General features: G+C 70.0%; 10 protein-coding genes. All 10 read left to right on the forward strand.

Annotated features, from left to right (window positions below; genetic code table 11):
* The first annotated feature begins 38 nt into the window (after positions 1-38).
* The 10 genes from ilvD (at position 39) to R4I43_RS03030 (ending at position 13,204) form a co-directional block, all read left to right on the forward strand.
* A complete protein-coding gene (ilvD, locus tag R4I43_RS02985; protein ID WP_324263937.1) occupies positions 39-1,712 on the forward strand; it encodes a dihydroxy-acid dehydratase in 1,674 nt (557 codons plus the stop codon).
* Between the two features lie 512 nt (positions 1,713-2,224).
* Positions 2,225-3,406 carry an ROK family transcriptional regulator gene (locus tag R4I43_RS02990; RefSeq protein WP_324263938.1) on the forward strand — a complete coding sequence of 394 codons (1,182 nt, stop codon included), beginning with the start codon at positions 2,225-2,227 and terminating at the stop codon, positions 3,404-3,406.
* Positions 3,407-3,467: 61 nt separating this feature from the next.
* Positions 3,468-4,619: a Gfo/Idh/MocA family protein gene (locus tag R4I43_RS02995; RefSeq protein ID WP_324263939.1), complete on the forward strand. Its 1,152-nt coding sequence runs from the start codon at positions 3,468-3,470 to the stop codon at positions 4,617-4,619.
* Positions 4,616-6,118 carry a sugar ABC transporter ATP-binding protein gene (locus R4I43_RS03000; RefSeq protein ID WP_324263940.1) on the forward strand — a complete coding sequence of 501 codons (1,503 nt, stop codon included), beginning with the start codon at positions 4,616-4,618 and terminating at the stop codon, positions 6,116-6,118. Before R4I43_RS02995 ends, R4I43_RS03000 begins: the two co-directional genes overlap by 4 nt.
* Positions 6,115-7,119, forward strand: a complete 1,005-nt coding sequence (locus R4I43_RS03005) for an ABC transporter permease (protein WP_407691185.1) — start codon at positions 6,115-6,117, stop codon at positions 7,117-7,119. Before R4I43_RS03000 ends, R4I43_RS03005 begins: the two co-directional genes overlap by 4 nt.
* A 32-nt stretch (positions 7,120-7,151) precedes the next feature.
* Entirely contained in the window at positions 7,152-8,204 is a 1,053-nt protein-coding gene (locus R4I43_RS03010) for a substrate-binding domain-containing protein (protein ID WP_324263941.1), read from the forward strand.
* Positions 8,205-8,221: 17 nt separating this feature from the next.
* Positions 8,222-8,980 carry a ThuA domain-containing protein gene (locus tag R4I43_RS03015; protein WP_324263942.1) on the forward strand — a complete coding sequence of 253 codons (759 nt, stop codon included), beginning with the start codon at positions 8,222-8,224 and terminating at the stop codon, positions 8,978-8,980.
* Between the two features lie 30 nt (positions 8,981-9,010).
* Positions 9,011-10,021, forward strand: coding sequence for a sugar phosphate isomerase/epimerase family protein (locus R4I43_RS03020; RefSeq protein WP_324263943.1), 1,011 nt, complete (start codon positions 9,011-9,013; stop codon positions 10,019-10,021).
* Positions 10,022-10,040: 19 nt separating this feature from the next.
* On the forward strand, positions 10,041-10,988 hold the full coding sequence (locus R4I43_RS03025; RefSeq protein WP_324263944.1) for a sugar phosphate isomerase/epimerase family protein: 948 nt from the start codon (positions 10,041-10,043) through the stop codon (positions 10,986-10,988).
* A 149-nt stretch (positions 10,989-11,137) separates the two neighbouring features.
* Complete coding sequence (locus tag R4I43_RS03030; protein ID WP_324263945.1) at positions 11,138-13,204, forward strand: PQQ-dependent sugar dehydrogenase; 2,067 nt, start codon at positions 11,138-11,140, stop codon at positions 13,202-13,204.
* Positions 13,205-13,276 lie beyond the last annotated feature (72 nt).

The raw sequence follows: 13,276 nt of genomic DNA on the forward strand, positions 1-13,276 counted from the left end.
TCCTTGTCCTCTCGTACTGCGCCCGCTGAGGAGGCATGATGTCCGAGCTCGAGCTTCGCTCCCGCCAGGTCACCGACGGCATCGAGCGCACGGCCGCGCGCGGCATGCTCCGCGCCGTCGGGATGCGCGATGCCGACCTGGTCAAGCCGCAGATCGGCATCGCGTCGAGCTGGAACGAGATCACCCCCTGCAACCTGTCCCTGCAGCGCCTGGCGCAGGCGGCCAAGGAAGGCGTGCACCACGCAGGCGGCTTCCCGATGGAATTCGGCACGATTTCGGTCTCCGACGGCATCTCGATGGGCCACGTCGGCATGCACTACTCGCTGGTCAGCCGCGAAGTCATCGCCGACTCCGTGGAGACGGTCGTCGAGGCCGAGCGGCTCGACGGCACCGTCCTGCTCGCCGGCTGCGACAAGTCCCTGCCCGGCATGCTGATGGCCGCCGCCCGGCTCGACCTGGCAGCCGCCTTCGTCTACGCCGGGACGATCCTGCCCGGGCACGTCGACGGCCGCGAGGTCAACATCGCCGATGCGTTCGAGGCCGTCGGGGCCTGCGCCCGCGGGCTGATCACCCGCGAGGAGCTCACCGAGATCGAGCGCGCCATCTGCCCGGGCGAAGGCGCCTGCGCCGGCATGTACACGGCGAACACGATGGCCAGCGCGGCCGAGGCGCTGGGCATGGCCCTGCCGGGCTCGGCCAGCCCACCCGCCGTCGACCGGAGGCGCGACGGCATCGCCCGCGCCTCCGGCGAGGCGGTCATCGGGATGCTGGAGAAGGGCATCACCGCCCGGAACATCCTCACCCGCGAGGCGTTCGAGAACGCCATCGCCGTCGTCCTGGCCTTCGGCGGCTCGACCAACGCCGTGCTGCACCTGCTCGCGATCGCCAACGAGGCGCAGGTGCCGCTGAGCCTCGACGACTTCAACCGCATCGGCGACCGCGTCCCGCACCTGGCCGACGTCAAGCCCTTCGGCGCGCACGTGATGAGCACCGTCGACCAGGTCGGCGGGGTGCCGGTGGTGATGAAGGCCCTGCTCGACGCCGACCTCCTGCACGGCGACGCCCTCACCTGCACAGGCCGCACCGTCGCGGACAACCTCGCCGAGATCGACCCGCCAGACCTCGACGGGACCGTGATCCACGCGATGAACGATCCCATCCACCCGACCGGCGGAATCACCATCCTGCGCGGCTCGCTGGCCCCGGAAGGTGCCGTGGTCAAGTCCGCGGGCTTCGACGCCGCCGAATTCCGCGGCCGCGCCCGGGTCTTCGACGGCGAGCAAGGCGCCCTCGACGCCGTCTCCAACGGCACCGTCGTCGCCGGCGACGTCGTGGTGATCCGGTACGAAGGCCCGCGCGGAGGACCTGGGATGCGGGAGATGCTCGCCGTGACCGGGATGATCAAGGGAGCCGGACTCGGCAAAGAGGTGCTGCTGGTCACCGACGGCCGCTTCTCCGGAGCCACCACCGGCCTGTGCATCGGACACGTCGCGCCGGAAGCCACCGACGGCGGCACCATCGCGCTGGTGCAGGACGGCGACCCGATCGTGCTCAACATGGCCACCAAGACCCTCGACCTCGACATCCCGCAGGAAGAGCTCGACCAGCGGCGCCAGGCCTGGACCCCGCCCACCCCGGCCCGCCGCACGGGCGTGCTGGCGAAGTACTCGAAGCTGGTCGGCTCCGCGGCCACCGGAGCAGTCTGCTCCTGAAGCGCGCGTCCACAGCGGACGTTCGGCATACGCAGGCTCCGGCGAAGCGAAGCTGGCATCGCCGCAGTTCGGTCGCGACCCCGCCTGCGCGAAACTCGCACGCGCTCCGGCGTCGAATTCGCGCCGCAGACCGCTCAGGTCGCACCAGCCGCACATCCGGACGTACTCATTCCGTTCGTGCGCGAACAGAGCAGGCGTTGCGAGCCGTCCAGCCCAGCACCGCATTGATGTGACTGGGCCAACCGAGTGAGCCTCGCGGGCCCGCTGCCCACCTCTGCGCAACGGTCATTTTGGGCGTTTTTCCAGGTTGCACCAACTTCCCCGCGACCGAAACAGTTTCGGCCGTGTCCCGAATTTCCTTGCCACAACGGGCTATTCGGCGCTTCGGGAGACGTGGAGAACGCGATGCGGCCGTTGGGGTGACAAGGTTGCTTCTCCCTTGACCGCAAATGCCGCATTCGACCTACTCTGTGACGCACTTCATTCGCTCTGTGCAAGAAGTGGAGTAGCCGGTGCAACCGGAAAACGCTCACCAAGCCAGGGTTCTGACATCGTTGCGGCGCAACGGGCCGCAAGCGGCCGTCGAGTTGGCGGCTCAACTCTCGCTGTCTCGCTCCAAGATCGGGCAGGAACTGGCCCGCTTGGAGGAGATGGGGTTCGTCGAACGGGCCGGCAAGGCCGAGTCACGCGGCGGTCGCCGCTCCGGGCTGATCCAGCTCTCCGGTCAGCTCCGCTTCGTCGGAGTCGACATCGGCGCCACCTCGCTCGACGTCGGCGTGATCGACGGCCGGCTCGACATCGTCGCCCACACCAGCGAAGTCATCGACATCGAAGCCGGACCGGAGCCGATCCTGGGCCGCGCCGTGGAGATGATCGGGAAGCTGCGCGCCGCAGGGCACCTGCCCACGCTCAACGGCATCGGCGTCGGCGTGCCGGGACCGGTCAGCTTCCGCGACGGGTTCACCGTCTCCCCACCGATCATGCCCGGCTGGGACCGCTTCCCGGTGCGCGAGCACGTCATGCAGCAGTTCGACTGCCCGGTCCTGGTCGACAACGACGTCAACCTCATGGCCGTGGGCGAGATGTACAGCGGCCTCGCCCAGTCCGTGGCGGACTTCCTCTTCGTCAAGATCGGCACCGGAATCGGCTGCGGCATCATCGCCGGACATCGCGTGCTGCGCGGCAGCAACGGCAGCGCCGGCGACATCGGGCACATCGCCCTGCACGACACCGGACCCGTGTGCCGATGCGGCCGAACCGGCTGCCTCGAAGCCTGTTTCAGCGGTGCAGCGCTCTCGCGCGACGCCACGGCGCTCGCGCGGGGCGGGGAATCACCCGGGCTGCGCGACCTGCTCGTCGATCGCCACGTGCTCACCGCCGAGGACGTCGGCGTCGCCATGCGGGCCGGTGACCCGCAGGCCCTCGGGCTCGTCCGCGACGGCGGACGCCGCCTCGGACGGGTCCTGTCCGGGCTGGTGAACTTCTGCAACCCCGCGATGATCGTCGTCGGCGGGGGCGTGTCCAAGCTCGGCCACGTGCTGCTGGCCGAAGTGCGCAGCGAGCTGTACCGGCGCTCGACCCCGCTGGCCACCAGCAGCCTTCCGATCGTGCTGTCCGAACTCGGCGACAACGCCGGAATCCTCGGCGCCGCCGCGATGATCAGTGATCACGTTCTCGGCGTTTCTCCGGAGTAATCCCACCCCTTTTCGCTCGGCGGAGGTCCGCGTAGCGGCTCCGCGAGACCCAGGAGGACGGATGAACACACTTGGAGTCGCACTGGTGGGCCACGCGTTCATGGGCGCGGTCCACTCCCATGCCTGGCGCACCGTGGGACGGGTCTTCGACCTGCCCGCACGACCGGACCGAGTCGTGCTCTGCGGGCGCCGCAAAGACGCCGCCGCGTCGGCGGCGGCACGGCTGGGATGGCGGGAGTGCAGCGACGACTGGAAATCCGTGCTGATGCGCGACGACGTGCACATCGTCGACATCTGCACCCCGGGCGACAGCCACGCCGAGATCGCCGTCGGCGCGTTGGAAGCCGGAAAGCACGTGCTGTGCGAGAAACCACTGGCCAACTCGGTCGCCGAGGCCGAGGCGATGGCCGAGGCGGCCGACCGCGCCCGGCGCAACGGGATCCTGAGCATGGTCGGGTTCAACTACCGGCGGGTCCCCGCGCTCGCCCTGGCGCGATCGCTGGTGCAGCAGGGGCGGCTCGGCGAGATCCGGCAGGTCCGCGCGCAGTACCTGCAGGACTGGCTGGTCGATCCGCAGGCACCGCTGAGCTGGCGGTTGCGCGCCGAACGCGCCGGTTCCGGCGCCCTGGGCGACCTGGGCGCGCACATCGTCGACCTCGCCCAGCACCTCGTCGGCGACGAGATCGTCGCCGTGTCGGGTTCGGTGGAGACCTTCGTCGGCGAGCGGCCGCTGCCAGACGACCCCGCCCGCACGGGACGGGTCACCGTCGACGACGCCGCGTTGTTCACCGCCCGGTTCCGCGACGGCGCGCTGGGCACCTTCGAAGCCACCCGGTACGCCACCGGCAACAAGAACGGCCTGCGCATCGAGGTCAACGGCAGCGAGGGCAGTCTCGCCTTCGACTTCGAGTCCATGAACGAACTGGCCTTCTACGACGGCACCGACCCCGCCGACGTCGCCGGTTTCCGGCGCGTCCTGGCCACCGAACCCCAGCACCCCTACCTGGAGGCGTGGTACCCGCCGGGACACGTGCTCGGCTACGAGCACACCTTCGTCCACGAACTGCGCGACTTCATCACCGCGGTCTCCGACCGCTCGGCACCCAGCCCGGACTTCGCCGCCGGCCTGCACGTGCAACGCGTGCTCGACGCCGTGCAGCGCAGCGCCGCCCAGCACAGCCGGTGGACCCCCGTCCTCCGGGAGGACAGATGACCGACAACGCCGACCTGCTGGTGATGTCCGGCATCGTCAAGGACTTCCCCGGTGTGCGCGCGCTCGACGGCGTCGACCTGCGGGTCCGATCAGGCGAGGTGCACTGCCTGCTCGGGCAGAACGGAGCGGGCAAATCCACCCTGATCAAGGTGCTCTCCGGAGCTCACGCTCCCGACGGCGGCTCGATCGAGTGGCGCGGCGAGGCCGTCGCCCTGGGCTCGCCGGCCGCGGCGCTGCGGCGCGGAATCGCCGCGATGTACCAGGAACTCGACCTCGTGCCCGGCCTGAGCGTGGCGGAGAACATCTTCCTCGGACACGAACCCGCGACCGCGGGCTTCAGCCAGCGCGGCACGTCCCGGCGCACGGCCGCGGAGCTGATGGCCCGGCTCGGACATCCGGAGATCGACCCCGGCACGCTCGTCGGCGAGCTGTCAGCGGCCGCGCGGCAGCTGGTGTCGATGGCCCGCGCTCTGGGGCACGAGGCGAAGCTGATCATCATGGACGAGCCCACCGCGGCGCTGTCCGCGGGCGAGGTCGACAACCTGTTCCGGATCATCTCAGAGCTGACCGCCGACGGTGTTGCCGTCGTCTACATCTCCCACCGCATGGAGGAGATCCGGCGCGTCGCCGACCGGGTCACCGTCCTCAAGGACGGGCGCACCGTCTCGGTGGGTCTGCCCGTCGCCGAGACCTCCACCAGCGAGCTGGTGGCGCTGATGACGGGAGGAGAACCACCCGAGCTTGAGGCCGCGGGCAGCAGCGCTACCGATCAGCCGGTGCTGGAAGTGCGCGGGTTGCGGCGACGCGGCGAGTTCGACGAGATGAGCTTCACCGCCCACGCCGGCGAGATCGTCGGCCTGGCCGGGCTGGTCGGCTGCGGTCGCAGCGAAGTGCTGGAGACGATCTTCGGCGCCCGCGCACCCGACTCCGGTGCTGTCCAGGTCGACGGCCGCTCGGTGCGCACCGGCAGCATCGCCGCTGCGGTGTCCGCGGGGATCGGGCTGACCCCGGAGGAGCGCAAGAGCCAAGCGCTGCTCCCGCAGATGGCGCTGGCCGAGAACGTGACGCTGGCGTCGTTGGCCCGGCACAGCAAGTGGGGCTTCACCCGCCGACGCGCCGAGCACGCCGGCACCACCGACGTGGCCACGCGGCTCCAGCTCCGCCCGGCCGACCCCGCCCGACCGATCTCCACGTTCTCCGGCGGCAACCAGCAGAAAGCCGTGATCGGCCGATGGGTCCTGCGCGGATGCCGAGTCCTGCTGCTCGACGAACCCACCCGGGGCGTCGACGTCGGCGCCAGGGCCGAGATCTACGCGCTCATCCGGCAACTCGCCGCCGACGGACTGGCGATCGTGGTCGTCTCCAGCGACATCCCGGAAGTGCTGGCGCTGGCCGACCGGGTGCTGGTGCTGCGCGACGGCGCCGTGGTGCACACCGCCGCGGCCGACGAGATCACCGAGTCCAGCGTGCTCGACATGGTCATGGAGGCACCGTCGTGACGAACGAACACACCCTCACCGCACCGCCCACGACCGCCGCGTCCAAGCTCGGCCGGTGGTGGTCGCGCGCCGACATCCGGTTGACCGCGCTGTTCTTCGTGCTCATCGCGCTGTGCGCGGTCGGCTACGCGACCAGGCCCGACGCCTTCCTCACCGAAGGCAACATCTCCACGGTCCTGCGGCTGGCAGCTGCGATCGGCGTGGTCAGCGTGGGCATGACGTTCGTGATCTCGGCCGGCGGCATCGACCTGTCGGTCGGATCGATCGTGGCCCTGTCGAGCGTGTGGATGACGACCTGGGCGACCCAATCCTACGGCGCGGGCGTGATGGTGCTGTGCGCGTTGCTGGTCGGCGCCGGGTGCGGACTGGTCAACGGGCTGCTGGTCGCCTACGGGCGGGTGGTGCCGTTCATCGCCACCCTGGCGATGATGGCCTCCGCGCGCGGCCTGGCCGAACGCATCAGCGGACGCCAGACCCAGGTCGTCGACGCCCCGGGCTTCGGGGCGCTGCTCAAGGGGCACCTGCTGGGCGTGCCCGTGCTGGTCTGGATCTTCGCGATCGTGTTCGTCGCGGGATGGGTCCTGCTCAACCGCACCACGTTCGGCCGCCGCACGCTCGCCGTCGGCGGCAACGCCGAGGCGGCCCGGCTGGCCGGGATCAACGTCCGCCGGCACACCGCCCTGGTGTTCGCGCTCGCCGGCCTGTGCTGCGGCATCGCCGCGATCATGGTGGTGGCCCGCACCACCTCCGGTGCCTCGACCAACGGTCTGTTCTACGAGCTCGACGCGATCGCCGCCGTGGTCATCGGCGGAACCCTGCTCTCCGGCGGCCGCGGCAGCATGGGCGGAACCCTGCTGGGCGTGCTGATCTTCACCACGCTCAGCAACGTCTTCACGCTCAACAACCTGGAAACCGACATCCAGAACATCGCCAAGGGCGTGATCATCGTGCTGGCCGTGCTGGTCCAAGCACGATCGCGGCGGCGAGCCGACTCGCCCTGACAACCCACCCACCACAACGTCGTGGAGGAACCATGTCCGTTCCCGAAACGTCCCGTCGAAGACTCCTGTTCGGCTCAACGGCCCTCGGCGCCACCGCGGTGTTGAGCGGCTGCCTGGCCAACACCCCACCGCAGCAGGAGAACCCGGCCGCCGTGGCCGCCGGCGGTGACAACGCCGCTCCCGGAAAGCACGTCACCATCGGGTTCTCGGCACCGGCCGCCGACCACGGCTGGATGGCCGCCATGACCACCTACGCCCGCGCCCAGGCCGAGAAGCTGCCCGACGTCACCTTCCGCCCCACCGAGGGCGGCTCCGACGTCAACCAGCAGATTGCGCAGGTCGAGACGCTGATCAACGCCAAGGTCGACGTGCTCGTGGTGCTGCCCGCCGACGGCAAGGCGATGACCGACGTGGCCCTGCGCGCCACGCGAGCCGGGATCCCGGTGGTCAACGTGGACCGCGTCTTCGACTCACCGGACGCCTACCGGGTGTGGATCGGCGGCGACAACTACGGCATGGGCGTCAACGCCGCCGACTACATCGCCGCCGAGCTGCGGAAGGCCACCGTGGCCAACCCGGTCATCGCCGAGATCGCCGGCACCGATTCGCTGCCGCTGACCCAGGAGCGCAGCGCCGGCTTCCGCGACGGGCTCGCCCGGCACGGTCTGAAGGTCACGCGCCGGGTGGCCGCCGAGTTCACCGCCGAGACCGGTGAGCGGCAGGCCACCAACCTGCTGCAGGCCGCGTCGCGCCTGGACGCCGTGTGGAACCACGACGACGACCAGGGCATCGGCGTGCTCTCGGCGATCGAGGCCGCCGGGCGCAACGAGTTCTTCATGGTCGGCGGCGCGGGCTCGCGGCAGATGATGGACCGAATCAAGGCGGGCAACGGCGTGATGCGCGCGACCGTGCTCTACAGCCCGTCGATGTGCTCCTCGGCGATCTCGCTGGCGCGGCTGCTCGCGCAAGCGCGCGGCGTGTCCGACCTGGCCGAGCACGAGGTCCCGCGTTCGGTCACGACCTATTCGGCCGTGGTGACCCGCGACAACGTCGACCAGTACCTCGACGTCGGGTTCGCCTCCTGATCTGGAAGGAGCTCCACATGCGAACCACGAAACTCGCCGTTCTGGGGATGCTGCTGGCCGGCACGATGACCGCGCCCGCCTGGGCGGCGGCCCCGGAACCGGTCGACGAGCCCACCGTGCTGGTCTTCTCCAAGACCGCGGGCTACCGGCACGCCTCCATCGATCCCGGGATCGCCTCGATCCAGGAACTGGGGCGGCAGAACGGGTTCCGCGTCGAGTCCACCGAGGACTCCGCGCGGTTCACCGACCAGGAGCTGGCCCGCTACGACGCGGTCGTGTGGCTGTCCACCACCGGCGACGTGCTCGACCAGCCCCAGCAGGACGCCTTCGAACGCTACATCCGCACCGGCGGCGGCTTCGTCGGGGTCCACGCCGCCGCCGACACCGAGTACGACTGGCCGTTCTACGGCGAACTCGTCGGCGCCTACTTCGCCGGCCACCCGCACATCCAGCCCGCCGCGGTCCGCGTCGAGGACCACCGCAACGACTCCACCGCGCACCTGCCGAACCGCTGGGAGCGCACCGACGAGTGGTACAACTACCGCGCCAGCCCCCGTCCCGACGTGCACGTCCTGGCCGCGCTGGACGAGCGCTCCTACGACCCAGGCGACACCGCGATGGGCGGCGACCACCCCATCGCCTGGTGCCACGAGGTCGACGCCGGTCGCGCCTTCTACACCGGCGGTGGTCACACCGACGAGTCGTACTCCGAACCCGATTTCGTGCGCCACGTGCTCGGCGGCATCCGCGTCGCCCTCGGGCGCGCGTCGTGCTGAAGATCCCCCGACGACGAGGAGTGAGCAAGGATGGGACGTTCGGTCACGCTCTTCACCGGGCAATGGGCGGACCTGCCGTTCGAGGAGGTCGCCCGACTCGCCTCGGAGTGGGGCTACGACGGCCTGGAGATCGCCTGCTGGGGTGATCACCTCGACGTGTGGCGCGCCGTGGAGGACAAGGCCTACCTCCAGTCCCGCGTCGACGTCCTCGAGCGGTACGGACTCGGCGTGTGGGCGATCTCCAACCACCTCAAAGGGCAGGCGGTCTGCGACGACCCGATCGACGCGCGCCACCGCGCGATCCTGTCCGACCGGGTGTGGGGTGACGGCGATCCGGAAGGCGTGCGGCAGCGCGCCGCCGAGGAGATGAAGCACACCGCGCGGGTCGCCGCCAAGCTCGGGGTGAACACGGTCGTCGGCTTCACCGGCTCGGCGATCTGGAAGTACGTCGCGATGTTCCCGCCGGTGCCCGCCGAGCTGGTCGAGGCCGGCTACCAGGACTTCGCCGACCGGTGGAACCCGATCATGGACGTCTTCGACGCCGAAGGCGTGCGCTTCGCCCTCGAGGTGCACCCCTCGGAGATCGCCTACGACTACTGGTCCACGGTGCGCACCCTCGAAGCCATCGGCCACCGGGAGGGTTTCGGGCTGAACTGGGACCCCAGCCACATGGTCTGGCAGGACATCGACCCGGTGGGCTTCCTCGTCGACTTCGCCGACCGGATCTTCCACGTCGACTGCAAGGACACCAAGCTCAACCTCGGCAACGGCCGCAACGGCAGGCTGGGATCGCACCTGCCCTGGGCCGACCCCCGACGCGGGTGGGACTTCGTGTCCACCGGGCGCGGCGACGTGCCCTGGGAAGCGTGCTTCCGGGTGCTCAACTCGATCGGTTACGAGGGCCCCATCTCCATCGAGTGGGAGGACGCGGGCATGGACCGCCTGCGCGGCGCCCCGGAAGCGCTCAGCTTCGTGCGCGATCAGCTCTTCGACCCACCGGACGCGGCATTCGACGCGGCCTTCAGTTCTCCGCAGACGTAGGACGAAGGAGTGCAAGACGATGTGTTTCGGTTTCAACGGTGAAGCGGCGCTGACCCAGTCCCTGGGTGCCGCGCGACTCTCCCGGCGCAGCGCGCTGCGCACCGCCGGCGCGCTCGGCGCCGGCCTGCTCGCGGCAACTGCGGCACCAACCGCCCACGCGGCACCACGACCGGCGGGCGCGCCCCTGGTGCCGCCTGGGCAGATCAGCATCCAGCTGTGGACCATGCGCGCAGCGCTCGTCGGTGAGCCCGGTTTCGACGAAACCCTGCGCAGCCTCGCCGACATCGGCTACCCCAAGGTCGAGCAGGCGCTCGGCTACTTCGGCCGCACGGCCGCCGAGTTGCGAGCCTTCTACGACAGCATCGGCATCTCGGCGACCTCGAGCCACGACGGGATCTCCGACGGCGAGCGGGCGCTGCAGACCAAGATCGACAACGCTCGCACCCTCGGCCAGTCGTTCCTCGTCGTGCCCTACCTGGACTCCCCCCACCGCGACGACTGGAAGCGGTGGGCCGAGCAGATGAACCACGAGGCCGAGGCCGCCAGGTCGGCGGGCCTGCGCTACGGCTACCACAACCACGCCCACGAGTTCACCACCGACCTGGGCGGCGTGACGCCGTGGCAGGTGCTGACCTCCGAACTGGACCCGGCGCTGGTGCACCTCGAAGTCGACCTCTACTGGGCCGTGCGCGGGGGCATCGAAAGCGGCCAGGGCGCGAACGACCCGGAGGGCTTCGCCATCGACGTCATCCGGTCCGCGCCGCAGGCGGTGCTGCAGTACCACGTCAAGGACCGCCATCCCGAAGACGGCGACATGGCCGACCTGGGCACCGGGCACATCGACTTCGCCCGGATCTTCCGGGCGCACGCGGTGCTGGAGTACGTCGTGGAGAACGACACCCCCGACGTCACCCCGCAGCAGACCGCCGACATCGGCTACCGGTACCTGCGCGAGCTGACCATCTAACACTCCCCCGTTCTTTCGGAAAACAGCCATCCCGCCGACGAATTCGATTCGGCGGTGGGACCAGCACGCCCGCGTTCCGACCCGCACGATCAGCCAACCGATGAGAGGTTGCCATGCGACGTGTCCCGTTACTGGCGGCGGTGGCCGCCGTGACCACCGCCTTGATGAGCGCACCCGCGGTGGCCGCCGAAGCCCCACCGCCGGACGAGGAGTTCCAGAAGGTGGTCCTCAACGACCACCCCGGCGAACCGATCGACCTCGCGGTCCTGCCCGACGGCAGGGTCCTGCACACCACCCGACAGGGCGAGGTCCGGATGCACCACCCGGACACCGGCCGCAACACCGTCGCGGCCACGGTCGACGTCTACCAGCACGACGAGGAAGGGCTGCAGAGCGTCGCGGTCGACCCCGGCTTCAACGGCACCACGAACCGGTGGGTCTACCTGTACTACTCGCCCCCGCTGGACACACCGACCGACGATCCCTCCACACCGGACGTCAACGAAGGCGACGCACCGGAGTCGGGCACCCCCGAGCAGTTCCAGCCCTTCAAGGGCGCGCTGCAGCTGTCCCGCTTCCAGCTCAACGGCGACCAGCTCGACCTGTCCACCGAGCAGAAGATCCTCGACGTCGGTGTCGACCGGGGCCTGTGCTGCCACGTCGGCGGCGACATCGTCTTCGACGGCGGCGGCAACCTCTACCTGTCCACCGGCGACGACACCAACCCGTTCGCCTCCGCCGGCTACGCCCCGATCGACGAGCGCGAGGCGCGCAACCCCGCCTTCGACGCGCAGCGCTCCTCGGCCAACACCAACGACCTGCGGGGCAAGGTGCTGCGGATCAAGGTCGAGGACGACGGCTCCTACACCATCCCGGAGGGCAACCTCTTCGCGCCGGGCACCCCGAGCACGCGCCCGGAGATCTACCTGATGGGTCTGCGCAACCCGTTCCGCATCGAGGTCAACCGCGAGACCAACGAGCTCTACGTGGCCGACTACTCGCCCGACGCCGAAAACGCCGACCACCACCGCGGCCCGGCCGGCACCGGCAAGTGGTTCGTCGCCCGCGACGCCGGCAACTACGGCTGGCCCTACTGCGCGACAGCCGAACTCCCCTACGTCGACTACGACTTCGCCACCGGCACCTCCGGCGAGCCGTTCCACTGCGCGGCCCCGGTCAACGAGTCGCCGAACAACACCGGCCTCACCCAACTGCCCCCGGTCGAACAACCCCAGGTGTGGTACGGCTACGGCCAGTCCGAGCAGTTCCCGCAGCTGGGAGCCGGTGGCATCGGCCCGATGGCCGGACCCGTCTACCACTACGACGAAGCTCAAGGCCGCGCGCCGGTCGCCTGGCCGCAGCACTACGACGGCATGCCGCTGTTCTACGAGTGGACCCGCGACTACATGAAGGGCTTCCGCCTGGACGGCACCGGTGCGCTCACCGGCATCGAGGACGTGCTGCCCTCGATCCCGCTGTCCGGTCCGATCGACATGGAATTCGGTCCCGACGGGGCGCTGTACGTGCTCGACTACGGCAAGGGCTACTTCGGCGAGAACCCGGAGGCGGCGCTGTCGCGGATCGACTACATCGGTCCCGGCGGCAACCACAGCCCCGAAGCGAAGGCCTCGGGCAGCGCCACCAACGGGCAAGCGCCACTGACGGTGTCGTTCTCCAGCGAGGGCACCGGTGACGCCGACGGCGACCGGCTGCTCTACGAGTGGGACTTCGACTCCAACGGCACGGTCGACTCCCGGGAACCGAACCCGACCCACACCTACACCGACAACGGCGTCTACACCGCGATGCTGCGGGTGACCGACACCGGCGGGCCGAACACCGGCAAGACGGGCCTGGCCGAGGTCAACGTCGTGGTCGGTAACGTCGCACCGACGGTCCAGTTCGTCACGCCGGTCGACGGGCAGCAGTTCGCCTTCGGCGACGTCATCAACTACGAGGTGGCGGTGACCGATGAGCAGTCCGTCGACTGCTCGAAGGTCGAGGTGACCTACATCCTCGGGCACGACGATCACGGCCACCCGCAGACGACCGCCTCCGGTTGTTCCGGGTCGATCCAGACCACGGTGCCGGAAGGCCACGACCCCGCCACCGACAACCTGCGCGGCGTGTTCCAGGCGACCTACACCGACCCGGGCGTCGACGGACTGCCGCCGCTGACCGGTGAGGCCGAGGTCGTGCTGCAGCCGACCAGCTGACCACCACCAAGATCCGGGTGCGGTCGCCGGTCCGGCGGCCGCACCCGAGGCCCGCACCCCCGAGGGAGGCCC

This window comes from Saccharopolyspora mangrovi, from assembly GCF_035320975.1.
Lineage (GTDB): Bacteria > Actinomycetota > Actinomycetes > Mycobacteriales > Pseudonocardiaceae > Saccharopolyspora > Saccharopolyspora mangrovi.

Bases quoted from the DNA above. Each gene is read 5' to 3' on its own strand.
- ilvD (WP_324263937.1), top strand. From the start codon at position 39: ATGTCCGAGCTCGAGCTTCGCTCCCGCCAGGTCACCGACGGCATCGAG.
- R4I43_RS02995 (WP_324263939.1), top strand. From the start codon at position 3,468: ATGAACACACTTGGAGTCGCACTGGTGGGCCACGCGTTCATGGGCGCG.
- R4I43_RS03000 (WP_324263940.1), top strand. From the start codon at position 4,616: ATGACCGACAACGCCGACCTGCTGGTGATGTCCGGCATCGTCAAGGAC.
- R4I43_RS03010 (WP_324263941.1), top strand. From the start codon at position 7,152: ATGTCCGTTCCCGAAACGTCCCGTCGAAGACTCCTGTTCGGCTCAACG.
- R4I43_RS03015 (WP_324263942.1), top strand. From the start codon at position 8,222: ATGCGAACCACGAAACTCGCCGTTCTGGGGATGCTGCTGGCCGGCACG.
- R4I43_RS03020 (WP_324263943.1), top strand. From the start codon at position 9,011: ATGGGACGTTCGGTCACGCTCTTCACCGGGCAATGGGCGGACCTGCCG.
- R4I43_RS03025 (WP_324263944.1), top strand. From the start codon at position 10,041: ATGTGTTTCGGTTTCAACGGTGAAGCGGCGCTGACCCAGTCCCTGGGT.